This window comes from Ruegeria sp. ABM4_193, assembly GCF_056158705.1.
Map to the genome: position 1 here is coordinate 608,761 of NZ_JBSWTT010000003.1, position 25,349 is coordinate 634,109.

At 57.2% G+C, this 25,349-nt stretch carries 22 protein-coding genes; 13 read left to right on the plus strand and 9 right to left on the minus strand.

Features of this window, described 5'->3' with window-relative positions:
* The first annotated feature begins 11 nt into the window (after positions 1 to 11).
* Positions 12 to 989: an HpcH/HpaI aldolase/citrate lyase family protein gene (locus tag ACXADZ_RS21110; protein ID WP_475199667.1), complete on the plus strand. Its 978-nt coding sequence runs from the start codon at positions 12 to 14 to the stop codon at positions 987 to 989.
* An 86-nt stretch (positions 990 to 1,075) separates the two neighbouring features.
* On the opposite strand, the gene ACXADZ_RS21115 is transcribed toward ACXADZ_RS21110, so the two are convergent.
* Positions 1,076 to 1,552, minus strand: coding sequence for an Lrp/AsnC family transcriptional regulator (locus tag ACXADZ_RS21115; protein WP_475199668.1), 477 nt, complete (start codon positions 1,550 to 1,552; stop codon positions 1,076 to 1,078).
* A gap of 86 nt (positions 1,553 to 1,638) precedes the next feature.
* On the opposite strand from ACXADZ_RS21115, the gene ACXADZ_RS21120 reads away from it, so the two are divergent.
* Positions 1,639 to 2,649, plus strand: a complete 1,011-nt coding sequence (locus tag ACXADZ_RS21120; protein WP_171095343.1) for a pyridoxal-phosphate dependent enzyme — start codon at positions 1,639 to 1,641, stop codon at positions 2,647 to 2,649.
* Positions 2,642 to 3,766 carry an amidohydrolase gene (locus ACXADZ_RS21125; protein WP_475199670.1) on the plus strand — a complete coding sequence of 375 codons (1,125 nt, stop codon included), beginning with the start codon at positions 2,642 to 2,644 and terminating at the stop codon, positions 3,764 to 3,766. Before ACXADZ_RS21120 ends, ACXADZ_RS21125 begins: the two co-directional genes overlap by 8 nt.
* A gap of 104 nt (positions 3,767 to 3,870) precedes the next feature.
* Here ACXADZ_RS21125 and ACXADZ_RS21130 read toward each other — a convergent pair whose 3' ends face one another.
* The 5 genes from ACXADZ_RS21130 to ACXADZ_RS21150 all read right to left on the minus strand — a co-directional run bounded on the left by ACXADZ_RS21130 (position 3,871) and on the right by ACXADZ_RS21150 (position 9,522).
* Complete coding sequence (locus ACXADZ_RS21130; RefSeq protein WP_475199673.1) at positions 3,871 to 4,254, minus strand: carboxymuconolactone decarboxylase family protein; 384 nt, start codon at positions 4,252 to 4,254, stop codon at positions 3,871 to 3,873.
* A gap of 58 nt (positions 4,255 to 4,312) precedes the next feature.
* The gene (locus tag ACXADZ_RS21135; RefSeq protein WP_475199677.1) at positions 4,313 to 5,986 is read right to left on the minus strand and encodes a BCCT family transporter; all 1,674 of its coding nucleotides are present in this window, start codon (positions 5,984 to 5,986) and stop codon (positions 4,313 to 4,315) included.
* A 34-nt stretch (positions 5,987 to 6,020) separates the two neighbouring features.
* Positions 6,021 to 7,475, minus strand: coding sequence for an aldehyde dehydrogenase family protein (locus ACXADZ_RS21140; protein ID WP_171669747.1), 1,455 nt, complete (start codon positions 7,473 to 7,475; stop codon positions 6,021 to 6,023).
* A gap of 74 nt (positions 7,476 to 7,549) precedes the next feature.
* Positions 7,550 to 8,638, minus strand: coding sequence for an aromatic ring-hydroxylating oxygenase subunit alpha (locus tag ACXADZ_RS21145; RefSeq protein ID WP_171095334.1), 1,089 nt, complete (start codon positions 8,636 to 8,638; stop codon positions 7,550 to 7,552).
* The gene (locus ACXADZ_RS21150) at positions 8,635 to 9,522 is read right to left on the minus strand and encodes a MurR/RpiR family transcriptional regulator (RefSeq protein ID WP_171648014.1); all 888 of its coding nucleotides are present in this window, start codon (positions 9,520 to 9,522) and stop codon (positions 8,635 to 8,637) included. The genes ACXADZ_RS21145 and ACXADZ_RS21150 overlap by 4 nt, the downstream gene beginning before the upstream one ends.
* A 106-nt stretch (positions 9,523 to 9,628) precedes the next feature.
* Here ACXADZ_RS21150 and ACXADZ_RS21155 point away from each other — a divergent pair, with 106 nt between their 5' ends.
* The 6 genes from ACXADZ_RS21155 (at position 9,629) to ACXADZ_RS21180 (ending at position 18,126) form a co-directional block, all read left to right on the plus strand.
* Positions 9,629 to 12,106: an FAD-dependent oxidoreductase gene (locus ACXADZ_RS21155; RefSeq protein WP_171648015.1), complete on the plus strand. Its 2,478-nt coding sequence runs from the start codon at positions 9,629 to 9,631 to the stop codon at positions 12,104 to 12,106.
* A gap of 73 nt (positions 12,107 to 12,179) precedes the next feature.
* Positions 12,180 to 13,274, plus strand: a complete 1,095-nt coding sequence (locus ACXADZ_RS21160) for an alcohol dehydrogenase family protein (protein ID WP_171187868.1) — start codon at positions 12,180 to 12,182, stop codon at positions 13,272 to 13,274.
* A 76-nt stretch (positions 13,275 to 13,350) separates the two neighbouring features.
* Positions 13,351 to 14,454: a mandelate racemase/muconate lactonizing enzyme family protein gene (locus ACXADZ_RS21165; protein ID WP_475199682.1), complete on the plus strand. Its 1,104-nt coding sequence runs from the start codon at positions 13,351 to 13,353 to the stop codon at positions 14,452 to 14,454.
* A 30-nt stretch (positions 14,455 to 14,484) separates the two neighbouring features.
* Positions 14,485 to 15,846 (plus strand): aminotransferase class III-fold pyridoxal phosphate-dependent enzyme, encoded by a 1,362-nt coding sequence (locus ACXADZ_RS21170; RefSeq protein WP_475199686.1) that lies wholly within the window; start codon positions 14,485 to 14,487, stop codon positions 15,844 to 15,846.
* 24 nt (positions 15,847 to 15,870) lie between these two features.
* Positions 15,871 to 17,085 carry an NAD(P)/FAD-dependent oxidoreductase gene (locus ACXADZ_RS21175; protein WP_475199688.1) on the plus strand — a complete coding sequence of 405 codons (1,215 nt, stop codon included), beginning with the start codon at positions 15,871 to 15,873 and terminating at the stop codon, positions 17,083 to 17,085.
* 18 nt (positions 17,086 to 17,103) lie between these two features.
* Complete coding sequence (locus tag ACXADZ_RS21180) at positions 17,104 to 18,126, plus strand: GlxA family transcriptional regulator (RefSeq protein ID WP_171669752.1); 1,023 nt, start codon at positions 17,104 to 17,106, stop codon at positions 18,124 to 18,126.
* 48 nt (positions 18,127 to 18,174) lie between these two features.
* Here the strand turns inward: ACXADZ_RS21180 and ACXADZ_RS21185 are convergent, their stop codons facing one another.
* Positions 18,175 to 19,062, minus strand: a complete 888-nt coding sequence (locus ACXADZ_RS21185; protein ID WP_475199690.1) for a LysR substrate-binding domain-containing protein — start codon at positions 19,060 to 19,062, stop codon at positions 18,175 to 18,177.
* 101 nt (positions 19,063 to 19,163) lie between these two features.
* Here ACXADZ_RS21185 and ACXADZ_RS21190 point away from each other — a divergent pair, with 101 nt between their 5' ends.
* The 4 genes from ACXADZ_RS21190 to ACXADZ_RS21205 are packed head-to-tail and all read left to right on the plus strand — an operon-like array spanning position 19,164 to position 23,437.
* Positions 19,164 to 20,291 (plus strand): CaiB/BaiF CoA transferase family protein, encoded by a 1,128-nt coding sequence (locus tag ACXADZ_RS21190; RefSeq protein ID WP_475199694.1) that lies wholly within the window; start codon positions 19,164 to 19,166, stop codon positions 20,289 to 20,291.
* A 22-nt stretch (positions 20,292 to 20,313) separates the two neighbouring features.
* Positions 20,314 to 21,147 (plus strand): HTD2 family dehydratase, encoded by an 834-nt coding sequence (locus tag ACXADZ_RS21195; protein ID WP_475199696.1) that lies wholly within the window; start codon positions 20,314 to 20,316, stop codon positions 21,145 to 21,147.
* Between the two features lie 11 nt (positions 21,148 to 21,158).
* Entirely contained in the window at positions 21,159 to 22,577 is a 1,419-nt protein-coding gene (locus tag ACXADZ_RS21200) for an MmgE/PrpD family protein (RefSeq protein WP_475199699.1), read from the plus strand.
* The gene (locus tag ACXADZ_RS21205; protein WP_475199703.1) at positions 22,574 to 23,437 is read left to right on the plus strand and encodes an HpcH/HpaI aldolase/citrate lyase family protein; all 864 of its coding nucleotides are present in this window, start codon (positions 22,574 to 22,576) and stop codon (positions 23,435 to 23,437) included. Before ACXADZ_RS21200 ends, ACXADZ_RS21205 begins: the two co-directional genes overlap by 4 nt.
* Before the next feature lie 20 nt (positions 23,438 to 23,457).
* On the opposite strand, the gene ACXADZ_RS21210 is transcribed toward ACXADZ_RS21205, so the two are convergent.
* Together ACXADZ_RS21210 and ACXADZ_RS21215 are read right to left on the minus strand one after the other, a co-directional pair.
* Complete coding sequence (locus ACXADZ_RS21210; protein ID WP_475199704.1) at positions 23,458 to 24,333, minus strand: amidohydrolase family protein; 876 nt, start codon at positions 24,331 to 24,333, stop codon at positions 23,458 to 23,460.
* Positions 24,330 to 25,334: a nuclear transport factor 2 family protein gene (locus ACXADZ_RS21215; RefSeq protein WP_475199706.1), complete on the minus strand. Its 1,005-nt coding sequence runs from the start codon at positions 25,332 to 25,334 to the stop codon at positions 24,330 to 24,332. Before ACXADZ_RS21215 ends, ACXADZ_RS21210 begins: the two co-directional genes overlap by 4 nt.
* Between the last annotated feature and the right edge of the window lie 15 nt (positions 25,335 to 25,349).

Below are 25,349 nucleotides of genomic sequence, written 5' to 3' on the forward strand. Positions count from 1 at the left end.
GGACCCAACACATGAGTTTTCATTCTATTGAACAAGCCCCAGCCCGTCTGAACCGCAGCGAGCTTGCCGTTCCCGGCAGCCAACCCGGAATGTTTGAAAAGGCGGCAAAATCGGATGTGGACGTTATCTTCCTGGATCTGGAAGATGCCGTCGCACCGGACGAAAAGGAACAGGCCCGCAAGAACATCATTCTGGCGTTGAACGACATCGATTGGGGCAACAAAACCATGTCGGTGCGCATCAACGGGCTGGACACCCACTACATGTACCGCGATGTGGTGGACGTTGTTGAACAGGCTGGCGCTCGGCTGGATCTGATCATGATCCCCAAGGTCGGCACAGCTGCTGACGTTTATGCTGTTGATATGCTGGTCACGCAAATCGAGGATGCCAAGGGTTACAACAAGCGGATCGGGTTCGAACACATCATCGAAACCGCGCTGGGTATGCAGAATGTCAGCGAGATTGCTGCCGCTTCGAAGCGCAACGAAAGCCTTCACTTTGGTGTTGCTGATTATGCGGCGTCGACACGTGCACGCACGACCATTATCGGCGGTGTGAACCCCGATTATTCAGTGCTGACCGATGCGGATGCCGATGGGGGCCGCCTTACACATTGGGGCGACATGTGGCACTATGCGCTGGCGCGTATGGTGGTCGCTGCCCGCGCCAACGGCCTGCGCCCAATCGACGGGCCGTTCGGAGATTTCCAGGACCCTGACGGCTATAAAGCTGCCGCCAAACGTGCCGCTGTTTTGGGGTGCGAAGGGAAATGGGCAATCCACCCCAGCCAGATTGCCTTGGCAAACGAAGTTATGTCGCCGTCCGACGCCGAAGTGACCAAGGCTCAGCGCATTCTTGTCGCCATGGCCGAGGCCGAAGCGGATGGGAAAGGAGCCGTATCTTTGGACGGCCGGTTGATCGACTACGCCTCGATCCGCCAAGCGGAAGTGCTGGTTGAGAAAGCAAGCCAGATTGCGGCGGCGTAAATGAAGTGACAGGGCAAAGGCCAAATCAAATGCGCACGCGCGATCTTGGTCTTTGCCTCCCACCGATACCGGAAACGCATGTGGCCCTAACCTGTGTCCTGATCTCTTACAGGAATACCCAAACCGACTTTCTTTCGCCCCATCACAACAGAGGTGCGAAACCGGCGGACGTTTGAATTGTCGAAGAACAACCTTTTGGTAAGCTCTTCAAAATCATCCATATCACGCGCCGTACAGATCAGGCAGAAGTCCGCGTCACCTGTGATGTAATAGCACTGCTGCACCCTTGGCTCGGCCTGTGCCTGTCGCGAAAAAGCGTCGATCTGATCCTGGCGTTCGCGTTCCAACTCGACCATGACAACGAAGCTCATTGCAACGCCCAACTTTTTCGGGTCGACGATTGCCACTTCCGAGTGAATGGCACCAGAAGCTCTGAGCGCCTTCAGGCGCCTTTGAACGGATGCGACCGATAAGCCTGTTTCGGATCCAAGCGCTTCCAGCCCCATTTTGGCATCACGTTGCATCAGGTGCAGCAGGCTGCGGTCAAATTGGTCGAGTTTCACAAAGATTTCCTTGATGTGAAAAAGTTTCCCGAAAAATCGGTAAATGTGACCATAATAGATCACAGCTTGTGCGTAAAACTCTGGTCATGGAAAACAGTAACAAACTCGATGTGGCAAAGCCGCTGGCGCTGCTGGCGGAATGTCCTGCATATAAACCGAGCCCATTGGAAACCCGCAGTTTCAAAGGGCGAACAATCCTGATCAAGGATGAAACCAACAGGATGGGCCTGGGCGCGTTCAAAGCTTTGGGCGGTGTTTACGCTGTTGCCAAGCTGATCGAAGCGCGTGTTGGTCGTTCTTTGACCCCCAGCGCCTTTCTGAGTGATCCCGTAAAGGACGCGGCGCGATCAATGACTTTTGTGTGCGCCAGCGCAGGAAATCACGGCATGGCCGTGGCCGCTGGGGCGCAGCTCTTTGGTGCAACGGCGCGCATTCATCTTGCCGAAACAGTCCCCGAAGAGTTTGCCGTTCGTCTTCGGGCGAAAGGCGCAGATGTTGTTCGATCCGGCAGTGACTATGAAGCAAGCGTCGCCGCCGCCATCGCCGACGCCGAAGCAACCGGTGCCATTCACCTCGCCGATGGGTCGTGGCCGGGATATACCGAGCCTCCGCGATTGGTGATGGAGGGTTATACTGTCATTGCTGAAGAAATGCGCAACGATTTAGAAATGTCCGCAAATTGGCCGAGCCACGTGTACCTGCAGGCGGGTGTTGGCGGGCTGGCCGCGGGCATTGCCTATATGATCCGGTCCAACTGGCCAGTGCAGCCAAAGATCACAGTTGTTGAACCAGATGCTGCACCCTGTCTGAAGGAAAGCGCCCGAGCCGGAGAAATCCTTACGGTTGAAGGGCCCGTTTCAAATATGGGGCGTTTGGATTGCAAAACGCCATCCATGCTGGCTTTGGATATCTTGAAACGCTGTGCAGACGACTGGGTTACAATCAGTGACCAACAGGCGCAAGACGCAGTAAACAGCGCCTTCGATTTGGGTTTCTCGACCACGCCATCCGGAGCAGCCGGGCTTGCCGCCTGCCTTGAGGGCGACGATGATTTGCCATTGGTCATCTTGTCCGAAGGGGGCGTTTCTGATGCTTGATCTTGTTGCGTTTCGTCGCGATCTTCATGCCCATCCGGAAACCGGGTTCGACCTTGACCGGACCCCCGATTTGATCGCGGCCGAGTTGGAGCGCGCCGGGCTCGAAGTCACCCGAGGCGTGGGTCGAACCGGGATTGTGGTCACCTTGCGCCGTGGGCCTGATGAGACCGCAATCGGGTTTCGTGCCGACATGGACGCGCTGCCAATTCACGAAATGACCAATTTGCCCTACCGGTCGCAAACAGAGGGCAAGTTCCACGGCTGCGGTCATGACGGGCATAGCACAATGCTGCTTGGTGCTGCTTTGTCGCTTGCTGCGGACACATCGTTGGACCGGACCGTTCACTTCATTTTCCAGCCGGATGAAGAGAACGGAAATGGGGCCGCCGCGATGATCGCTGACGGTCTGTTCGAACGATTTCCAATGTCTGCCATTTATGGGCTTCACAACATGCCGGGGATGGAGCTTGGGCATTACGCGACCCAGGCGGGGCCTTTCTGCGCGTTCGAGGACAATTTTGAAATCCGCATTCAGGGGCAGGGGGGTCATGCTTCGATGCCAGAGAAGGGCATTGATCCGATCGTGACCGGGGCGGCGATTGTCATGCAATTGCAATCTATCGTTTCGCGTTCCCTACCGCCCCGGGAACATGGCGTGGTTTCAATTACAGAATTCCTGACAGACGGTGCACGCAACATCCTGCCGAGCAATGTCACCATACGCGGGGATTGCAGGGGGTTTTCCAAAAATGTGTCGGATTGCATCGAGCGCAGAATGCGCGCCATTGTTGACGGCGTTAGTGCGGCACAAGGGGCGGAGGCCGAGGTCGATTACTCCACATCGTTTCGTCCTTTGGTAAACGATGCCAGAGCCACTGATGCGATCTCGGACGCAGCTGGCAAAGTTGGGACGCTTGATGCTGAATTTGGCCGGGTTGGTTTCTCGGAGGATTTTGCCGAGTTTCTCATGCATCGCCCTGGCGCGTTTATCCTCATGGGAAACGGGTTGGATGGGAACAATGCTATGCCGCTTCACAACCCGTCCTATGATTTCAACGATGAAGCGATCAGATACGGAATTGCGTTCTGGACCAGCCTTGCGCAGCGCGGTTTTTGAGTCTGGCGCGGTTGCCGCTCTGGTGATCCTTTTTCAAAAAGGAAAAGGGTCCCGTCTGATTGCGAGGACCCCTTAACTGAAGCGAAGGAAATTGTGACGCGAGCTTAGTCCAGCAACCCGCGTTCGGTCAGCACCTTGCGTGCGACACGGAAACACTCCAGCGATTGCGGGACACCGCAATAGATGCCGATCACGTGAATGATCGAGCGGATTTCTTCTTTGGTCACGCCGTTGTTCAGAGCGCCGTTGCAGTGAATTTCCCATTCATGCATCTTGCCCAGCGCGCCGATCATGGTGAGGTTCAGCATCGACCGTGTCTTGTGGTCAATCGTGTCGTCGCCCCAGCCAAAACCCCAGCACCACGCGGTCATGGCCTCTTGGAAGGGGCGGGTGAGGTCATCCGCGGCTGCAAGGTTCTTTTCAACATATTCGGCACCCAGCGTGGATTTGCGCTGTTTCAGGCCGTGTTCGAACAGGTTGTCGTCCATTTCGTTCTCCTTTGGTGAACGGGCCGGCCTATACTATGACCGGCCCGGATGGGTTTGATTATTCTGCCGGGGTCGCTTCGGCCTCTTCTTCGTCAAAGACCGACAGGCCCAGCTTTTCGCGCTGGCTGTCCCGCCAGATTGCTTTGAGGACCGAAATTCCCATCAGAACCATGACCACGCTGAATGGCAATGCGCCGATGATCATGGCTGTCTGGATCGCCCCGAGGCCACCAATCATCAGCAATGCGCCCACGACCAGCGCCAGGGCAGCACCCCAGAACAGAATGTGCGGCCGCGCCTTGGGGCCTTCGTCGCCAGCGGCATTGATGGTGTTGATGATCAGCACCGCCGAGTCTGCCGAGGTCACCAGGTAGGTGAGCAACAGCACGACGACCACAATCGCAAACACCCAGGCCATGGTTTCGCTCAGCATGACCGAAAGGGTCGCGAAAAGCTGATCCGAAAGCCCGGTGCCAATGATTGCATTGTCCGCGACGCCCGAAAGCTCAAGCTCGATCGCTGTACCGCCAACCAGGGCAAACCAGACAAAGCACATGACGGACGGTACGATTGCCGCGCCAAGCACATATTCGCGAATGGTTCGGCCCTTGGAAATGCGCGCCAGGAAGACGCCGACAAAGGGTGCAAATGCAATCCACCAAGCCCAATAGAACACGGTCCAGCCGCCCTGCCATCCGGCCAGTTGACTTGCGACCGATCCATCCACCCCGTCGCTGTTCCAGACGGTAAACAAGAGGGCTGGTGTTGCGATCAGGTAGTCGTAGATGCCGACAAACAGCGCCTGCAGGCCAAAAAAGGTCGAGCCGAAGAACAAGAAGAAGGCAAGCAATGCAAAGCTGAGCGCCATATTGATGTTCGAGAGCCATTTGATGCCCTTACCGACACCGGACAGTGCCGACAGTGTGGACGCACCGACAATGATCAACAGCGCGACGGCGATCGCCACTTTGGTCGGATCACCCGCGTCGGTCAGAAGCCAGTCCCCGAAACCGATCCGATGTAGCCCTGCAATGAACTGGTTGACGCCAAAGCCAAGCGTCTGCGCAACACCCAGCACGGTCGCGACAACGGCAACCACGTCGATCACGTGACCCAATGGGCCAGACAGGGATTTTCCGAAAATCGGTGTCAGCGCCGACCGGATGGTCAACGGCAGGCCACGCCGGAACGAAAAATAGGCCAGCGCAAGGCCAACGATGGCATAGCTGGCCCACGCGTGCAGGCCCCAATGTGAGAAAGACCATTTATAGGCCGAACGCACGGCCTCTTCGGTGGATCCTTCTGCCAAGCCTTGGATGATGTCAGGATTGGTTTGGAAGTGATAGATCGGCTCACCGGTTGCATAGGTCAGCATCCCGATACCGATCCCCGCCCCGAACATCATCGAAAACCAAGAAAAGCGCGAGAATTCAGGTTGGTCTTCCGGGCGGCCAAGTTTCATGCGCCCCGACACCGGCAGGATCGCAAGAACGATGCAGGTCAGGAAGAAGAAGGCCATCACATAGACGTACCAGAAGTTAAACGACGCCAGGATTAACGAGTTCAACCCGGACAGCACCGAAGCGGCATTGTCAGGAAAGGCCACGGCCCAAATGACGAGCGCACCAATCAGCAGCTTGGCAGTGATGGTCACGTCTTTTGTGAAACCACGGTAGAACCCGCTGTCGGCGGTTTTGATGGGTAGGTCGGTAACGGGTGGTTTTATTGGCATTGGGTGTCCTCCCTATTGTTCTTGAGTTGGTGGATTAGCTGCGCAGCCGAATAGCCACGTTTTTGGTCTGGACGTAATTCCACAGTGCTTCGCGTCCCTTTTCCCGCCCGTAACCGGATTTCCCATATCCACCGAATGGCGTCTCTACGCCGCCGGCGTACCATTCGTTGACAAAGACCTGACCGGCGCGGATCTGCCGGGCCGCCTGTGTCGCGCGATCGATGTCGCGCGTGAAGACTCCGCCGACCAGCCCGTAGGGTGTTCCGTTTGCAATCTTGATTGCTTGAGCGTCGTCACGGAACTTCAGAACCGAAAGAACCGGTGCAAAAGCTTCTTCATTCGCGATGTTCATGTCAGGGGTGACGTTGGTCAGAATGGTTGGTTCCAGAAATGCACCGGGAATGTTCATCTTACGTCCGCCGGTGGCTGCAGTCGCGCCAGCTGCGATTGCGCCAGACACCATGCCAGCCGCGCGGTCACGCTGCGCTTCACTGACCATCGGCCCCATATTCGGGCCAAACTCTCCCCGTTCGATACCCGGACCGACGGACAGGTTGCTTGCCACGTTCGAGATGCGTTCGATCAGTTCGTCGTGGCGGCTTTCATGCACGATCACGCGGCTCATCGCTGAACACACCTGACCGGCGTTGAAAAAGATCCCCCAGCGTACGTCGTTTTCGAAGGCTTCCAGATCCGCGTCATCATGCACGATGGCTGCAGATTTCCCGCCAAGCTCCAGGACGCAGGGCACAACGTTGCGTGCGGCTGCGCTGGCAATTGCGATGCCGGTTGGCACCGAGCCGGTAAAGACGATCTGATTGACATGTGGATGCGCCGAAAGCGCGGCTCCTGCCTCGTGACCCAAACCGCAAAGGATGTTTACAGCGCCTTTCGGTAGGCCAACCGCCTCGGCAGCATGCGCAAACCAGGCATTGGTCAAAGGTGTCAATTCCGGGGTTTTGATGACAACAGTATTGCCTGTGGCCAAAGCCGCCGACAGCGACCGCGCGGTCATCTCGACAGGATAGTTCCATGGGATGATTTGTGCGGAAACACCAAACGGCTCGTACGTGGTGAAATCGAAGTAGTTCGCTCCAAGTGGAATGGACCGGCCTTCGACGGTTTCAGCCTGATTGCCATAGTATTCGAAATAGCGTGCCGCTCCTTCGATTTCGACGCGTGCTTCCCAAAGCGGTTTGCCCTGCTCAAGGGTCAGTACCCGAGCAATCTCGTCAATGTTGTCCAGCAGGTAGCAACCCATAGCCTGTACCATGCGGCCACGTTCCACAGGGCGCAGATCGCTGAGCGCACCTGAAAGATGCACGCGGCGGGCCGCCATGACCGCACGATCCACGTCAGCGGCATCGGCCAGCGCCTGTTCAGTTAGTTTTTCGCCGGTTCCCGGGTTAAAAACATCGATCCGACCTGCACCACCATCGACCCAGGTGCCGTCCACATAATTCTGCCAATACGGCTTAACATCTTGCATGTCGCGCATCTCCAAAACTTCGGAGGGCAATGAATTACCCTCCGAAGCGCAAGTTTCTTTGACTTTGTTTGGTTTTATTCCACCGCCTCACGCATCCATTGCTGGAGCTTGGCGATGGAATGTTCACTCATGACACCGCAGGCGGGGTCCAGAACCAGCGGGCCGGGAACGTACCCTTTGGATTTCAGCCCGCGGTGAACGGATTCGACGAGGCGGATGTCTTCTTCGACTGTGGTCTGGCGGTCTTGTACGGCAAGCCCCCGGATTACGTCGCTTTCATGACCGCCTTCGGTATACCAGCCGCGCCATACAGTGCAGGTGTCCACAGTGTTGGCACGCCAGTGATAGGTGTTCAGCACGTTGCCCGGATAGCACTGGAACGAGAACATGGGCCACAGGAACCACGACTGATAGTCGCCTGCATGCGGAACTGACATGTCGATTGGATAGGTCATCTTATCCAACGCCTGACATTCCGTGGTGTGACGCAACACGTAACCGCCGCCCGCATCGGGTTGAATGTCGTAAGTTTCAGGCTTTACAACACCTTCCGCAAAAGTGGGGTGGTTCGAGGGGCAGTGATAGCATTCGGAGTAGTTTTCGATCGAAACTTTCCAATTGCAGTTTTCCGGAATCTCGACCCATTCCAGCGGTGCCAGGTCGTTTATGCCAGGCACGTATTCCGCAATCTCTTCGCGCACACCCGGATACCATTCGTCCATGGGCGCGGCATCTTTGTCGAGGTTGACGAAGATAAAGCCCAGGAAGTCCTCGGTTCGAACCTCGGTCAGGCAAATCTTTTCGCGCTGGAATCCGGGAACGTTCTTGACGTTGGGCCCCGCGCGCAATCCGCCGGTCAGCTCGTAGGACCATTGGTGGTAGGGGCAAACCACAACCCGCGTGTTGCCGGTTCCAGTGACCATCTCATGCGCGCGGTGCTGGCACACGTTGTAGAAAGTGCGGATGACGTTGTCACGCCCGCGGATGGCAAACAGATTCTGACCAGCAATTTCAAACGCGAAATAGTCGCCGACATTAGGGATGTCGTTAGCGTGGCCAGCATACTGCCAGGTGCGCATCAGAAGACCATTCATCTCTTTTTCAAAGACTGCCGGGTCGGTGTAATAGCTGGCGTCCAGCGAATGGGTCAGCGGGGCATTCATGTGTGTTCCTCCTGGTAAAGGCCAAGCTGATGACGGCGTATATGAAACTTTTCGACCCGCTCGACGATCTCATCGCTGGACACTGCTATCACAAAACTGAGCAGTGTTTCTAACAGAGCAATTGTAGACACGGAGGAAGGGAAGAATTGAGGGGTATCTACTGACACAACAAAACCGTGTTCAGCAGACAAGATTACGGGGCTGGCTGGCGAGTCGGATATTCCGATTACGGTTACACCTTGCTTTCGCGCGGTCTGTACCGCCTCGACGACTTCTGTGCGATATGGGTGGCACGTGATGGCGATCAGGACATCCTGCTCGTCCGCCCATGCCAGATCATCAATCGCTGTTGATCCGGGCCGGGGGATCGCATGGAAATCTGTCATACCGGTGCGGGCGAGATACGTGAAGTTGGACGCGTTCGAATTGTTTATTCCAACGCCCAGAGTATAGATGGATCGCGCCGACCAAATCGTTTCCGCAGCAGATTGTAGCCGACTGGCATCAATGTCCGCAAAGGTCTCTTCGATGTTTCGAATGGCTGAGCCCAGCAAGTCTGCATAAAGCTCACCCAGGTCGCCAGAACGGCTGATTCCCTGCAACCAACGTGCGCGGTCGGGGAATGAGACGTCGCTTCGGCGAATCTCATCACGAAATGGTTCCCGAAAATCTCCATAGCCCTCAAAGCCGATTTGTCTGGCCATTCGCACCACGGTGTTTGGTTTGACACTGGCGGCTTCGGCAATCTCACGGACGGTGGAGACGCCAACTTCTCTGGGGTTTTCCAGAACATACCGCGCGGCTTTCTGTGCTTCGGGGGTCAAGAGCGACAATTCTTGTGACAGGCGTCCCAGAACCTCGCTTGAAACATCTGTACCATTCATTGCGTATCTCGGTATGTACATTTGTGCCGTTTTACATTGACACTGGTACATATGTGGCAATAGGAAGTCCACAGAAATATGCGACTCTCGAACAGGAATTTTTGCGATGTCCAAAAAAGAACTGCCCGAACGCGCCAAGGTTGTCATCGTCGGTGGCGGTGTCATGGGGTGCGGCCTTGCTTACCACCTTGGCCATGAAGGCTGGGGCGAAGAAACCGTCTTGCTGGAAAAGGCCGAATTGACCAGCGGATCGACCTGGCACGCGGCGGGTCAGATCACCCATTCAACCAGCTCATACGGGTTGGGTCGCATGGTGGACTACAACATTGGCCTGTATTCGAAGACTCTGGAAGAAGAGACCGGGCAGGCCGTCACCTGGCATGGTTGTGGCTCGTTCCGTCTGGCGTATACCGAAGACGAAATGGACTGGCTGCGCCACACCCTGTCTGTGGGTCGTTCGCTGGGCTTTAATATCGAACTGGTAGGCCCTGATTTCATCGCCGAGAAGCACCCGTTCTACAATCTGGATGGCGTTCTGGGCGCGCTTTACACCCCGGATGACGGTCATGTGGATCCGTCGAACGTAACCATGGCGATGGCCACTGGTGCCCGCCAAAAAGGCGTGAAAATCTTCCGCCACTGCCGAGCCACCAACATCACGCAGAACGATGCGGGCGAATGGGTGGTCGAGACCGAAAAAGGCACGATTGTCTGCGAACACGTGGTGAACGCGGGCGGCACGTATGCCCGCCAGATGGGTGAATGGTCGGGTCTGCAATTGCCCATGACCTCGATGACGCACCACTATTTCGTCACCGAGAATGTGCCCGAGTTTCAGGATCTGGACGTTGAGCTGCCTGTGATCCGCGACGACAAACAGGTCTCGGGCTATATCCGGATGGAGCAGAAAAAGGGCCTGATCGGGATTTACGAAAAAGAAAACTCGAACTCGGTCTGGCATGACGAATGCCCATGGGAATACGAGAACTGGCTGTTCGAGGCCGATTATGACCGCGTGATGCCCTGGCTGGAAAACTCGCTAGAGCGGATGCCGATATTCGCCGAATTGGGCATCACCCGCGAAGTGCATGGCGCGATCAGCCATCCGCCGGATGGCAACCCGATGGTTGGCCCCGCTCCGGGCGTAAAGAACTACTGGTGCTGCTGCGGTACCCAGATCGGTATCGGTTGGGGCCCCGGCCTGACCCGCGAACTGGCCAAGTGGATGGTCCGCGGCGCTGCGGACATCTCGATGCGCGACTACGACCCGCGCCGCTTTGGCGCCTATGCCAAGAAAGACTGGCAGGTCATCAAAGCGCACGAAGACTACAAATTGCGCCACGAAATCCCCTTCCCGCACTTCAACCGTCTAGAAGGTCGCCCGATCAAGCCGTCGCCGCTGTATGAAATCCTCAAGGACAAGGGCGCGGTTTACGAAGAAGTCTATGGTTTTGAACGTCCCCGTTGGTTTGCAACCGAAGGTGTCGAGCAGCGCGATCACTACAGCTTCCGCCGCAACGTGGTGCATGATGTGGTCGGGGCCGAGGTCAAAGCCGTCCGCGAAAGCGTCGGCATCATGGATGTGACCGCCTTTACCAAGGTCGAAGTTTCGGGCCCGGACGCTTATGCGCTGCTGGACCGTCTGACCGCAAACAAGATGCCGCAGAAGACCGGCTCGATCACACTGACCCATATGTTGAACCGCCGCGGTCGGATCGAGTTGGAGACCACGTTGGTGCGGATGGCGGATGACCGCTTCTATCTGGTCTGCGCGGCCTTCTTCGAACAGCGGCTGCTGGACCACCTGAACCACAACCGCGCGGATGAGAACGTGACCATCACGCCTCTGTCCGCTGGCTGGTCGGCCCTGTCGCTGAACGGTCCGAAATCGCGCGAAGTTCTGGCACAGTGCACCGATGCGGACCTGTCCAATGCCGGTTTCCGCTGGCTGTCGGCGCAGGAAATCACCGTGGCCGGTCACAAGGTCTGGGCGTTCCGCATGTCCTATGCCGGTGAGCTGGGCTGGGAATTCCACATGCCGGATGAAGCCTGCGTGGATGTCTACACCGCGCTGTGGGCCGCGGGCGAGCCGCATGGCATCGTCAACTACGGTTCATTCGCCATGAACGCGATGCGGATGGAGAAAGCCTTCCCCGGTGCGGGCGAGTTGACCAATGAGGTCACGCTGCCCGAGGCCAATGTGGGTCGCTTCTTCAAGCTGGACAAAGAGTATCTGGGTGTCGAAGCCACACGCGTCAGCGCCGAGCAGGCCGAGAAAGGCGAAATGCCCTGGGTCTGCGCCTATCTGGAAATCGAGCCCGACGGGATCGAGGACGGACACGGTGGCGAGGCGATCAAGGTAAACGGCGAGATTGTTGGTGCGACAGCATCTGTTGCTTACGGCCACACGGTCGGCAAGATCTTGGCCTTTGCCTATATCAAGCCGGACGCCAACGTACCGGGTCAGGAGATCGAGGTGATCGTTGCAGGTGAGCCGCGCAAGGGCCGCATTCTGGGCGAAGCTGCTTATGATCCGCAAAGCAAGCTGCCGCGCACCGACGCGCCCGCTGCGGTTCCCGCATAAGACAAGACCGGTGGGCACCAACACAGGTGCCCGCCGCGTTAGGCCAAAGAACTTAATTCAGGACATGGACCAGATGATCCCGGAAACGATGAAAGCCGTTGTGCTGAATGGTCACGGCGGATTGGACATGCTGGAATACCGCGACATGCCCACGCCGACGCCCGAAAAGGGTGAGGTGCTGATCAAGGTCGGGGCCTGTGGTCTTAACAATACTGATATCAACACGCGCACAGCCTGGTATTCCAAGAAAGTGGATGCCGTTCTGGGCAGCGGCGCGGCGGATGGTTTTGACGAAGCCAGCGGCGATGACGGCACCTGGGGCAGCGGGTCGTTGAACTTCCCCGTCATTCAGGGCGCCGACGTGGCTGGGGAAATCGTTGCCGTTGGCGAAGGCGTTGATCCCGCACGCGTCGGCGAACGAGTGATGATCGACCCCTGGTTGCTGAGCCATGGGGATTGGCTGAACCCTGAAAACTCGGGCTATTTCGGGTCCGAGGCGGATGGGGGCTATGCCGAATACACCAAGGTGCGCGCGGCCAATGCGGTGCCCGTTAACAGCAGCCTGAGCGATGCGGAACTGGCCACTTTCCCTTGCGCCTATACGACCGCGGAAAATCTGGTTCAGCGCACCGCTCCGCGTCCGGGTGAGGTCGTGGTGATCACAGGCGCGTCCGGTGGCGTGGGCTCGGCCGCTATTCAGCTATGCCGCCTGCGCGGTTGCAAGGTGATCGCGATTGCCAGCCCCTCGAAGGCCGAAATGCTGCATGAACTGGGCGCAGCCCATGTCATCGACCGCAACACCGTTGATCTGGAAGCCGCTATTCGCGACGCCGCAGGCGGGCCGGTGGACATCGCGCTGGATGTGGTCGGATCACCGATGTTCATGGCGCTGATCAACGCTTTGCGTCAGGGTGGGCGTTACTCCACATCAGGGTGCATCGCTGGTCAAATGGCCGAATTCGACCTGCGTCAGCTGGTCTACAAGGACCTGCAGCTGACCGGCGCAACCATCTGCCCGGCAGGCACAATGCAGCGCGTGGTGGGCATGATCGAAACCGGCGCTTTGAAGCCTCTGTTGGCGGCGATCTATCCGCTGGAAGATCTCGCGAAGGCGCAAGAGGCGTTCGTTCAGAAAACGCATGTTGGAAATATCGTGGTGACACCCTAACGCGCGCCACGCCCCTTTTTAAGAAAAACGGCAAAACCAGTCTTTGGTTTGGCGGGCCAATCTAAGGAAAACTGACGTGAAGATCATCCGCATTGCAGCTTGGGAAGTTCCGCTGACCAGCCATGACACCTACTACATGGCAGATGGGAAAACCTGCGACACCACAACCTCGGTTGTGCTGCGTCTCGACACCGATACGGGCCTGTCTGGCTGGGGTGAGGTCTGCCCGATCCCGCATTACCTGCCTGCCTATGCCAAGGGCGTGATCCCGGCCATCACCAAACTGGCCCCGGTTCTGATCGGCGCCGACCCGGTGGGGCCGGAAACCGTAATGGAGCAGGTGAACCGATTTCTGCAGGGTCATGCATACGCGAAGTCCGCGCTGGATACTGCGCTCTGGGATCTGACGGGGCAAGCCGCGGGTCTACCTGTTCACCGCCTTTTGGGGGGTCGGCAGGTCAAGGACATGGCGCTCTATCACTCAATCACCTGCGTGGCCCCGGACGAAATGGCCCGCATGGCACAAGATGCGTATGACAAGGGCATGCGCCAGTTTCAGGTCAAGTTGGGGGCTGATGGCGACTGGCAGACGGATGTTGAGCGGTTGGCCAAAGTGCGCGAGACCGTTGGTCCGGGCCCATTGGTCTATGGCGACTGGAACTGTGGCAGCGATGCGCTGAACGCGATCCGTGTCGGTCGCGCCGTCGCTCATCTGGATGTCATGCTCGAGCAACCTTGCGCGACGCTCGAGGAATGTGCCCATGTGCAGCGGGTCACTGGCCTGCCGATGAAAATCGACGAAAACGCGTATGACGTCGCCTCGGTCATCGCAGCGCATCAGGCCGGTTGTATGCAGGCTGTTGCATTGAAGCTGTCCAAGATGAGTGGCTTGTCCGCAATGCGGCAGATTCGCGATGTCTGTCTGACGCTGGGTACTCAGATGTGTATCGAGGATACCTGGGGCAGCGACATCACCACCGCCGCGCTTCTGCATCTGGCCGCTTCGACCCCTGCGCGCGGAATCATGAACACCTGCGACCTGAGCCACTATGTCGGCCCACGTCTGGCCCCCGATGGTCCGGTGCGTGAAAACGGCCGAATTACCCCGCCCGAAGGGCCCGGTCTGGGCGTCACGCCCGACGCCGACGCTTTGGGCCAGCCTGTCACCATTATCGATTGATCCCAATCCCAGCCTGCCGAGAGACCTGTTATGGAAGATTTCAGCAACGCCTACCCCTCACATGATCCTGAATGGGTCAAAGACATGCACGCAGATCACTATCTGCAAAGCTGGTCGAAACAAGGCAGCCGCCCGCGCGTTATTACCGGCGCGCAGGGCAGCTGGTTCTGGGACAGCGATGGCAAACGCTATCTCGATTTCCAAAGCCAGTTGGTGAACGCCAATATGGGCCACCAGCACCCTAAGATCGTTCAGGCGATCAAGGATCAGGCCGATAAGTTGTGCTATATCGGCCCGGCGATGGGTTCGGATGTACGTTCGGAAATGGCGGCGATCATGAATGAGATCACGCCCGCGAACATCACTTCGACCTTCTTCACAACCGGCGGCTCGGCAGCGAACGAAACCGCGATCCGTCTGGCGCGGCACTATACCGGACGAACCAAGATCATTGCGCGCTATCGCTCGTATCACGGGGCGACCGGTGGCACGCTGTCCCTGACAGGCGACCCGCGCCATCACCTGACCCGGGCCGATATGCCGGGCGTGGTGCGGATGCTGGACCCCTATGTCTATCGCCTGCCGACTGGTCACACCGACCCGGCGAAATGCCCGGTGGCGCAGGGTGGTCCGCATCTGGAAGAGCTTTTGATGTACGAAAACCCCAACACGGTGGCTGCCGTCATTCTGGAGCCGATCGTGGGCACCAACGGCATCATCGTGCCCCCCGACGGCTATCTGCAATCGATCAAGCAGACCTGCGAGAAATACGGCATCCTGCTGATTGCGGATGAGGTCATGGCCGGGTTTGGTCGTACCGGTAAATGGTTCGCTGTCGATCACTGGGGCGTGCAGCCCGACATCATCACCAGCGCCAAGGGCATCAACTCGGGCTATGTGCCGCTGGGCACCATGTCGGTCTCGACCGAGTTGCACAACTGGCTGCGCGACACTCCGATGCCGGGCGGTCTGACCTATGCCGGTCACCCGCTGGCCTGTGCCTCGGGCATTGCCGCAATTCGCGCCATGCAGGACGAAGGTGCGCTGGAAAACGCCACTGCGATGGGCGAGAAGATGCGCGCCGAACTGGCCAAGATGACCGAAAAGCACCCCAGCATCGGCGACATTCGTGGCAAGGGCATGTTCAACGGTATCGAGCTGGTCAAGAACCGCGACACGCGCGAGCCGCTGGTTCCGTTTGCCGCGAAAGGCCCGGACGCCAAACCGATGACGGACATGATGAGCTTTGGGATGAACGAGGGCCTGTACCTGTCGTTCTACTCGAACGTCGTTCGCCTGACCCCGCCGCTGAACATCAGCGAAGAGGATCTGATGACCGGTCTGGAGATACTGGATCGTACCCTCGACATCGCTGACCGCGAGTGTGTTTGAGCGTGACTTTGAGAGGCCGATAAAATGACCAAATACGGTGTCATCATTGTGGGGGCGGGGCAAGCTGGTTGCTCCGCCGCAGTCAAACTGCGCAATCTTGGTCATGACAAGCCAATTGCCCTGATCGGTGAAGAGGCGCACCCGCCGTATCAAAGGCCGCCTCTTTCCAAGGCTTATCTTCTGGGCGAGCTGCCGCGTGACCGTCTTTTCCTGAGGCCCGAAAGCTTCTTTGACGAGCATCAGATCGACCTGCACCTGAACCAGCAAGTCACCGAGATATCGGCAGATAACCAGACACTTGTTTGTGGCGACCAAACGCTGGCGTTTGAGCATCTGGTCCTGGCAACCGGCTCGACCCCCAACCGCCTGCCTGAGAGCATCGGTGGTACTCTGCCCGGGACCTATACAATCCGTGGCATCGCCGACATCGATGCAATTGCGCCCGAGTTCAAGCAAGGGCGAAAGATTGTCATCATTGGCGGAGGCTATATTGGCCTGGAAGTTGCTGCCGTTGCTGCAAAGCTTGATCTTGAAGTTACACTGATCGAAGCCGCTCCGCGCATTTTGCAGCGGGTTGCGGCCCCGGAAACCGCTCAGTATTTCCGCGAACTGCACGATGCCAACAACGTATGCATTCTTGAAGATACCAAGATTGCACGCGTTACCGGAGTAGAGCGCGCAGACGGGGTGGAACTTGCCAATGGTGAGGTGATCCCGGCCGATTTTGTTGTTTTCGGGATCGGCATCACGCCAAACACGGCCCTTGCCGAAGCCGCCGGTGTAGACGTTGAAAACGGCATCAAGACAGACACATGGGGCCGCACCTCGCATCCTTGTATCTGGGCGGCAGGAGACTGTGCGACGTTTCCGCATGGTGACGCACAGATCCGCCTGGAAAGCGTCGGCAACGCCATTGATCAGGCCGAAGCGGTTGCTGAGAACATCATGGGTGCAACCAAGCCTTACGAAGCAAAACCCTGGTTTTGGTCTGATCAGTACCATGTCAAGCTTCAGATTGCTGGTCTGAATGCCGGCTACGATCAGGTCGTTTCTCGTGAAGGTGAGGATGGATCGACCTCGGTTTGGTACTACCGCGAAGCCCGGCTTATCGCCGCGGACGCGATGAACGACCCGCGCGCCTACATGGTTGCGAAACGGCTGATCGAATCCGGAAAGTCCCCGCATCCCCAGATGGTTGCGGATACGGCTACTGATCTCAAATCACTTCTTAAAGTCTGAGGAAAGGCAGGGCAGCGCATGTATCTTGAGTCAAAACCCATCACCCGGTGCCGGGAGGGCGAGCACCCAAGCGCTGCCGGACATTCTGCGGGCGTTGCGCAGAAGCGCCATTTTTATTTTCTGCTGCTTCCCGGTTCCAACATGCTGGATTTTGCGGCTGGGATCGAACCGCTGCGGGCCGCCAATTCCGTTACGGGGGAAACAGACTACACCTGGTCGATCATGACCGAGACCGGCGCGCATGTAACGTGTTCGAACGGAATCGAAATCCCTGCGCAGACAGGCCTGTGTACAACGCGGCATTCGGATTACGTGATTGTATGCTCGGGGAATGCCGGGTACTTGGAAGCCCGTCCCGAAACCCTGCAATGGTTGCGTAGACATGCCAGGTTCGGCGGTCGGGTTGCCGCGATTGGAACCGGCGCGTTTACATTGGCGCGGGCCGGGCTGGCAAACGAAGCGCAATTGACGTTGCACTGGTCACTGGCCCCGGTCTTTGAAGAAATGTTCCCGAAACTGGACTGTTTGCCGTCGCGGGTTGTGGCGGATGACGGTGTGGCCTCAAGCGCTGGGGGCACTGCAGGCCTGGATTTGACTCTGTCCATCATCGAGTCGGATTTCGACAACGGCACTGCTCAGAAAGTGGCGGATTATTGTGTCCACGACTTTGACTGCCACAGCAACCGGTCGCAACGCCAGGCCATGTCGAAAATGGCCGGATCCCGGAACCCCGCGTTTCTGAGTATCCTCAAGAAAATGGAGGACTCGCTGCAGGACCCAATTCCGGTTGATGAACTTATCGAAGACGAAAAAATCTCGAGGCGGCAGATCGAACGTTTGTTCAATAAACACCTCAAGACAAGCCCGTCCCGTTACTATCGCAATTTGCGTCTTGATCGGGCGCGGGTGTTGCTGCGCGGTACCGACCTGTCCATCATTGATGTTGCCGTCGCAACAGGGTTCGCCAGTATCGTTAATTTCTCGAAAGCCTACAAAACGAGATTTGGTGAGCGTCCAACAGCCGACCGATCAGCCGCGTAATCACGCGGCTATCTGAAGGCGGTCGCGCGCGTCAATTGTACAGGCAGACTACATCGCGGCCTCTGCGACCAGCCAGTCCCAGAAGGCGCGAACCCTTGGCTGGCGCTGGCGATGGGAAACCGCGCTCAGGAAATAGCGCGGGGCAGGGGGTAAGGTTTCGGAAGGCAGTTCAAAGGGAATGCACAGTCGCCCTTCGGCCAGCATCCTTTCGGCATTGGCCCGATTGCCCAAAGCCACGCCGATCCCTCGGGCAGCTGCTTCGAATGCGTGCAAAGAGTAGCTGACCGAAAAGAAATGCTGACGACGCAGCCAGGATCGCCCTGCCAGTACTTTTTTCCACGATGTCAGTCGCCTTTCAGTTTCTATCAGTGTCGCGCCTTTCAGGTCATCCAAACTGTGTAAGGCGTTCGCCTCAGCATAATCTGTACTGGTCAACGCAACGAGTTCGTCCGGTAAAAACTGTAGTGACACCAAATCCGGGTCGGCCTCGAACCTGTATTCAATGGCAATATCAATGCCTCGTTCTTCGGGGTTGAATGTCATCCGATCGAGAAGACGGATGTCATAATCGGGATACAGTTCCGAGAACCCGTGCAGTTTGGGCATCAGCCACATTGCTGTCAGCGTAGGCGGGGCTGCAATTGTCAGAACTTCACGTTGAGATTGCTGGGTTGCAACCGATGTCGCACGTCCTATTGCTTCTAGGCCGGGGCGGACTTCTGTTAGGTAATCATGCGCGCCTTCGGTGAGAACCAGATTGCGCCCTCGGCGAATGAACAAGGGCGCGCCCAGAAACCCTTCCAATTTGTCCAGTTGATGGCTGACGGCTGGGGGGGTCACGTTCAATTCGGCTGCGGCTACCCGGACACCGCCCAGACGGGCGACGGTTTCAAACACATGCAACGCTTGAAGGGGAGGGAGTCTGTGAGTCGTCATTTTGTTAAAATTAACTAAACAGAAAATACAAAAGCAATGAATTTTCTTTCAAGTAAGCCGCTTTTATCCTGCTTAAAATTGATCGCAGCAAGGATGCCGAAATGAAGCCGTTGAAAGACATTCTCGTGGTCTCGGTCGAACAGGCATTGGCCGCACCGCTGTGCACTGCGCGACTGGCCGAAGCCGGGGCACGTGTCATCAAGGTCGAACGCGCGGAAGGGGATTTTGCGCGTGGCTATGATCGTGCGGCTAAAGGCACAAGTTCGTATTTTGCCTGGACCAACCAAGGCAAGGAATCGCTGGCGCTTGACTTCCGCACTGAAGAAGACGCGGCCTTGCTGCATCGGATTGTCGCTCAGGCTGATGTTTTTGTTCAAAATCTTGCTCCGGGTGCCATGGCGCGCGCCGGGTTTGGGTCAGCACAGTTGCGCGAAATGCATCCGCATCTCATTACCGTTGACATTACCGGCTATGGAGAAGGCGACGCGGTCAAGCATCTGAAGGCCTATGATTTTCTGATTCAGGCTGAATCTGGTCTCACGGGAATCAGCGGTGGTGTTAACGAAATGGGACGCATCGGCGTATCGATTTGTGATATTGGTGCAGGTATGACCTGCCATGCGGCCGTTTTGGAAGCCCTGATGCGCCGTGAAATGATGGGCGAAGGGGCAGCTTTGGCCGTTTCGTTGTTTGACGTGGCAGCAGACTGGATGAGTGTCCCGCTGATGCACGGCGAATACGGAAAAGGTGCACCGCAACGCGTGGGTTTGCGCCATCCCAGCATGGCCCCCTATGGTGCGTTCGAAACGAGCGAAGGCGCATTGACATTAATCGCAATTCAAAATGAACGTGAGTGGCAGCGGTTTTGCCAAGAGGTCTTGCGCTCGAACACCGCAGGCTCAGACTCCAGATTTGCGTCCAACAATGACCGGGTTGCCAATTGTGATGCGCTGGAGGACCTGATTTCCAAGGTGTCGCGAGAGCTGACCTTGCAAGAGTTCCGGGCTCGGTTGGCTGCAGCGAACATCGCGTACGGCGCGGTCAACAGTGTTCAAGCGCTGGGCAACCACCCAGCCCTGCGCCGTCGCGAAGTGACAACTGAAGGAAATGAAACGATCGCGATACCCGCAGCGCCCATTCGTTGGGTGGATCTTGAAGAGGTCAGCCCGTTGTCGTCTTCTCCTGCAATCAATCAGCATGGCCCGGCGCTGCGCGCTGAATTCGCCTGACCAAAGCAGAAAGGTCAACATGATGTCGCAAGCCGTAGACTCTTGGATCGGACGTTCGCAGACGCACGAGGACAGTTTGCGCGCCGAGCCCGCCCGTTTCATGCAGGCCACGATTGGTCGCGAATCAACATTGCAAAACGGCGATGTTTTGCCGCCCCTGTGGCATTGGCTGTACTTTCTTGAAGCGAAACCAGCTGATGAGTTGGGCAGGGACGGCCATCCAAAAAAAGGGGGGTTTCTCCCTCCTGTCGCGCTGCCCCGTCGGATGTGGGCCGGTGGCAGGTTTGAATTTCTGGCACCCGTTCCGATTGGCGATCAGGTCAAAAAGCGGTCTACGATCAAGCATATTGCGGAAAAGAACGGGCGCAGCGGCTCGTTATGTTTCGTGACCGTTCTGCATGAGGTTTTCCTGGGCGACGGTACGCTTGCTCTGACCGAAGAGCATGACATCGTGTACCGCGAAGATCCGCACCCTGACGCCCCAAAACCTGAGCCAGCCCAAGCGCCTGACACCGCCGAAGTGTCCGAGGTGATCTCGCCCACACAGGTTATGCTGTTCCGCTATTCGGCACTGACCTTTAACGGGCACCGGGTTCACTATGACGTGGATTATGCCCGTTCGGTTGAAGGGTATGACGGTCTGGTCTTTCATGGGCCGCTCACGGCAACCTTGTTGGTCGACCTTGCCCAGCGCACCATGGGAAAAGCCCCGAAGACCTTTGAGTTTCGCGGGACTGCACCTCTGGCAGGGATGAATCCCTTCCATATCGAAGGTGTTCGCGAAAACAACACGATGCAGCTGTGGGCGCGCCGCCATGACGGGGTCAAAGCCATGCAAGCAACAGCCACTTTCTAAGGTTCAGGCCAATGCAATCGAAACTCGACGCAGATCAAACCGTGGCAAAACCAAATGTGCTGAACTTCTCGGAGCGCCTTGCGGACTGGGCAACGCAGTCGGACCTTGGCGTTGACGCCGAGGTGAGAGAACAGGCGCGTTTCACGCTGATCGACACATTGTCCTGTATGGTTTTGGGCGCGACAGAGCGTCAGGCCATTGCGGCATCGGATGCAATGCTTTTTGGTCTGAGACAGGGGTCAGTGCCACCGGTCGGTGGCGGTGAGATGCTGTCGATAACCGGTGCGGCGCTGGCCAATGGCGCACGTGCAGCGGCGCTGGACTTCGATGACTACGAACTATCCGGGTCCAGTCACGCAAGCGCGCCGGTTCTGAGTGCTTTGCTGAGCCTTGCGCACAAGGTGCCGATGACAATTGACGAAATGAATGACGCCTGGATCGTGGGGTATGAGACCATCATCTGGATGGGCAAAGCGCTGGGATACGGTCACTACGACATCGGATGGCACTCGACCTCTACATTGGGTCCGATTGGGACAGCTGCCGCAGTGTCCAAGGCACTTGGGCTGTCGGCGCGGCAAATGTCCAATGCTATGGCGCTTGCTGTGTCGTCTTCTTCCGGGTTGCTGACACAGATCGGCTATGACGCCAAAGCGCTTCATACCGGATTGGCGGCGGAAGCTGGGCTGCGGGCGGCGCTTTTGGGTCGCGCAGACGCAACTGGAAACTGCAATCTGTGGGATTCCGAGTTTGGGTTTACAAAGGTTTACGGCACGCCGGAATCCATTGGTTTTCGTGAAATGATGAAGACGATGGAACTGGGCCAGGCGGTTCAACAGTACCCGGTTATCCGAAAGCTATGGCCGAGCTGCGCCTACACACAACGCCCAATTTACGGTGCGATTGAGTTGAGCCAACTGATCAAACACCCAAGCGATATCGCTTCTGTCAAAATCCGCATGCCCGCGCCATTCCATCGCGTTGCAGGCTTTGGTGTGCCGGACAACGACGCCGAGGCCCGCTTTTCGGTGCGGTACTGTATCGCCGTTGGTTTGCTGGAAGGCCGTGTTGTCCCCGGCGACTTTGAGCCAGACGGATTCAACGATCCTCAGCGCCGGGAACTGACAGCTTCGATCAAGCTGGATCTGTACGATCTGCCGAAAGGCGACACTGGTGACATCGGTCCGACAACCCCGGAAACGATCACAGTCGAACTTAAAGACGGTCAAGTGGTCAGCCATGAAATGACTTTTGTTCCTGGCGGTGCGTCCATGCCCATGACCAAAGCCGACTTAATGCAGAAGGTGCGCGCCTGCGGCTGCTCGGTCGAATTGGCACAGGCATATCTGGCGGCACATGGCGATACGCCTTTGTTGGACACCGGATTGCTTGGTCAGGTGTCGCCCCCAATGATGGCGCGCGCGGGATGAAAAACAGATCTCTCAGGTCGCTTCTCTATATCCCCGGGCACGTTGAAGCCCTCGTCCCCAAAGCTGCAAGGACGGAAGCTGATGTTATAATCCTTGATCTGGAAGATGCAGTGCCGCAGTCCGAAAAGGAGAATGGGCGGCAAAGGCTTCGCGGTGCGACGACCGTATTGCGGAATAAAGGCAAATCGGTAGCGGTCAGGATAAACAACGACGACGCTCTTCTAGAGGATGACCTGTCTGCAGCGACTGCGGCAGGGATCGATTACTTGATCCTGCCAAAAGTCGAAAACCGTGAATTTATTCAGAAAGTTGCCGATTTCGTTCATGCCGAGGGATGCGATGACGTGTCCCTGATTGGTTTGATCGAAAGTCCGGTGGGGTTGCTTAATGCGCCGATGATTGCTGCAGCACAAGAGCGATTGATCGCGTTGAATCTCGGGACGGAAGACTTTTGCCTGGAGATGGGCATGGAGCCCGAATGGGACGGTCTGCTTTATCCGAGCCAACAGATCGTGACAGCAGCACGGGCGGCCGGCAAAATCCCTTTGGGCTATGCTGGCAGCATCGCGCAGTATCACGACATTCCCGCCTTCAGCACGACAGTGGAAAGATCTGCCAAATTGGGGTTTGAGGGCGGTTTTGCAATCCACCCTTCACAAGTGTCACCGTTGAATGCTGCGTTTACCCCGTCTGAAAACGCAGTCGCTCAGGCGCAGAGGATTGTGGCTGCATACGAAAAATCCCTGGCTGAAGGTCGTGGTGCCGTTTCGCTCGACAACAAGATGATCGACTTGCCGATCGTTGAAAAAGCGTGGCGCGTCCTTGAGGCGGGATCTCGGTTTTCTGACCGTTTCGCATGAACTTATGCAGTTCTTCGGTGTCAGAGCTGATAAAACCGCTTTGCTGTTTCACGAAACACTGCCGACTTGGCCTCTTCCGGGATTAATTCTGCATATGCCTTCATGAGGGTTGCGTAGTCGCTGTACAGACTGTCGACCGGAAAATTCGAACCATACATGGTTCGGTGCGCGCCGAATTGGTCAAGGCATGTCTCGACAATCGGGCGGATGCTTTGGGTTGACCAGTGATGGTCAAACATGCCCAAACCCGAGAGTTTACAGGTCACGTGCGGCAAATCTGACAGTGTTCGCAGATTTTTGGCCCACTCACTCAACCCCTCAGAGCTGCGGTCATGGGGTGATCCAGCGTGGCAAAGCGCAACGTGCGTGTCTGGCGCTTTGGCCAACACACGAGCGGTTTTCTCGTAGAGTTCGGGGATCAGTTGCAAATCAAAGCTTAACCCTCGTCGCCCGGCCTCTTGCAAACCGGTCAGAAAGCGGGGGTCGTCCAACAGGGCGTTGGTGCCGGTTTGCGCATCCTCCCCAGGCGCGCGGCCAACGATCTGGCGCACGCCACGTACGGTGCTGAGGTGCTGGAACGTATCCAATTGGTCCGTCAGATCCGGTGCGGTCAGGTCGCAAAAGACCACTTGTGCCATAGGCCAGTTGGGGTTGGCATCCGTCACCGATTGAACCCACCGGGCTTCGGCCATCCCATCTTCGGCCCCCACCTGAATATGGACCGAGGCGCGGATGCCCTGAGCTTGGGCATCCGCGCTGAATTCGCCCAAAAGGTAGTTCCGCTGAATGGGAGACGGGTCTCCAAAAAACCGCTCAACGCCTTTGGCCATCAGCCACGGGTAGTGAACGGCGTTTAGATCCCATAGGTGATGATGCGCGTCTATCCAGCCAGTCATGTGCGCGGCACCTGTTGCATACGTCCCAGAATGTCTACGCCTTGCTGTTTCCAGAAATGCAGCAAGTCAATGAAAATCCAGTTTTCCGCCAGCTTGTCACCCGCGCGACGGTAAATGTCGATTACGCGGAATTCTCCGGGTTTGTCTGTGGCGGGCATGCCCATGAAGCCTCCGGTGGGGCGTGCGGTGAAATTGGGCCAGCCGAAGAAGCCTCCATAATGCCCCTCGGCCATGCGGCAGATATGCCCGGTTTTTGTACGATCAGTGAAACTGGCGCGGAACGGTCCTGCATGTTGCTTGGCGTAGCGCTCAATCGTGTAGGTCGCGCCGATCCCTGTGGGTCCCCACCACAACATATCTTCGCACCATGTGCGACGCAGTTCATCCTCAAGGCTCAGCCCGCTGTTCCACTGACCCAGATCCGAGATCATCGCGTTGATCGCCGCCAGAGTCTGTTCGCCTTCCTCTGGGGGTTGGGGATCAAACATCAGCCCGTCATGAGTCATCGGTCCGGGCTGTACCAGTTGGGCAGCGGTTTGCGGCGGGAAGGGTTGCAGCCCGGCTTGCAGCATCAGATGTGGAATATCGAAATACATCGCTGTTTCGGTGATTTTGCCGTCTTCCACACGGTTGAATTCGCAATAGCGCAAGAAAGACAACTTGCCGGTTGGCGCGATACCCAACCAGGGTGTATCGAACAAGCCCATCAGATGTCCCATCGACACCACCCAGACAGACGAGAAATCGTCCATTTCGTTGGCGCCTGCCATGAAGACATCCTGCCGCCTTTGTAATTGCGTCAGCGATCCGCGCAGGGGCGTCCAAAAGGTATCTGCAACGGCCTGAGGCCCGCGTATCTCGTCAAACGGATGAAACCCGCGCCAGATGTGATTCGAGCTATAGTACTCTGACAGAACCTTGTGTTCCGCTCCTGTTTCGGAGCGGTCCAGTTGCTCATAAAACTCTTTGATTACTTGCTTTTCTGCCGAGAACCCGGACATCGAGTAACGCCTTTC

Coding starts and splice junctions, on each gene's coding strand:
- ACXADZ_RS21110 (WP_475199667.1), top strand. CDS start 12: ATGAGTTTTCATTCTATTGAACAAGCCCCAGCCCGTCTGAACCGCAGC.
- ACXADZ_RS21120 (WP_171095343.1), top strand. CDS start 1,639: ATGGAAAACAGTAACAAACTCGATGTGGCAAAGCCGCTGGCGCTGCTG.
- ACXADZ_RS21125 (WP_475199670.1), top strand. CDS start 2,642: ATGCTTGATCTTGTTGCGTTTCGTCGCGATCTTCATGCCCATCCGGAA.
- ACXADZ_RS21130 (WP_475199673.1), bottom strand. CDS start 4,254: ATGGACGACAACCTGTTCGAACACGGCCTGAAACAGCGCAAATCCACG.
- ACXADZ_RS21135 (WP_475199677.1), bottom strand. CDS start 5,986: ATGCCAATAAAACCACCCGTTACCGACCTACCCATCAAAACCGCCGAC.
- ACXADZ_RS21140 (WP_171669747.1), bottom strand. CDS start 7,475: ATGCAAGATGTTAAGCCGTATTGGCAGAATTATGTGGACGGCACCTGG.
- ACXADZ_RS21145 (WP_171095334.1), bottom strand. CDS start 8,638: ATGAATGCCCCGCTGACCCATTCGCTGGACGCCAGCTATTACACCGAC.
- ACXADZ_RS21150 (WP_171648014.1), bottom strand. CDS start 9,522: ATGAATGGTACAGATGTTTCAAGCGAGGTTCTGGGACGCCTGTCACAA.
- ACXADZ_RS21155 (WP_171648015.1), top strand. CDS start 9,629: ATGTCCAAAAAAGAACTGCCCGAACGCGCCAAGGTTGTCATCGTCGGT.
- ACXADZ_RS21160 (WP_171187868.1), top strand. CDS start 12,180: ATGATCCCGGAAACGATGAAAGCCGTTGTGCTGAATGGTCACGGCGGA.
- ACXADZ_RS21170 (WP_475199686.1), top strand. CDS start 14,485: ATGGAAGATTTCAGCAACGCCTACCCCTCACATGATCCTGAATGGGTC.
- ACXADZ_RS21175 (WP_475199688.1), top strand. CDS start 15,871: ATGACCAAATACGGTGTCATCATTGTGGGGGCGGGGCAAGCTGGTTGC.
- ACXADZ_RS21180 (WP_171669752.1), top strand. CDS start 17,104: ATGTATCTTGAGTCAAAACCCATCACCCGGTGCCGGGAGGGCGAGCAC.
- ACXADZ_RS21185 (WP_475199690.1), bottom strand. CDS start 19,062: ATGACGACTCACAGACTCCCTCCCCTTCAAGCGTTGCATGTGTTTGAA.
- ACXADZ_RS21190 (WP_475199694.1), top strand. CDS start 19,164: ATGAAGCCGTTGAAAGACATTCTCGTGGTCTCGGTCGAACAGGCATTG.
- ACXADZ_RS21195 (WP_475199696.1), top strand. CDS start 20,314: ATGTCGCAAGCCGTAGACTCTTGGATCGGACGTTCGCAGACGCACGAG.
- ACXADZ_RS21200 (WP_475199699.1), top strand. CDS start 21,159: ATGCAATCGAAACTCGACGCAGATCAAACCGTGGCAAAACCAAATGTG.
- ACXADZ_RS21205 (WP_475199703.1), top strand. CDS start 22,574: ATGAAAAACAGATCTCTCAGGTCGCTTCTCTATATCCCCGGGCACGTT.
- ACXADZ_RS21210 (WP_475199704.1), bottom strand. CDS start 24,333: ATGACTGGCTGGATAGACGCGCATCATCACCTATGGGATCTAAACGCC.
- ACXADZ_RS21215 (WP_475199706.1), bottom strand. CDS start 25,334: ATGTCCGGGTTCTCGGCAGAAAAGCAAGTAATCAAAGAGTTTTATGAG.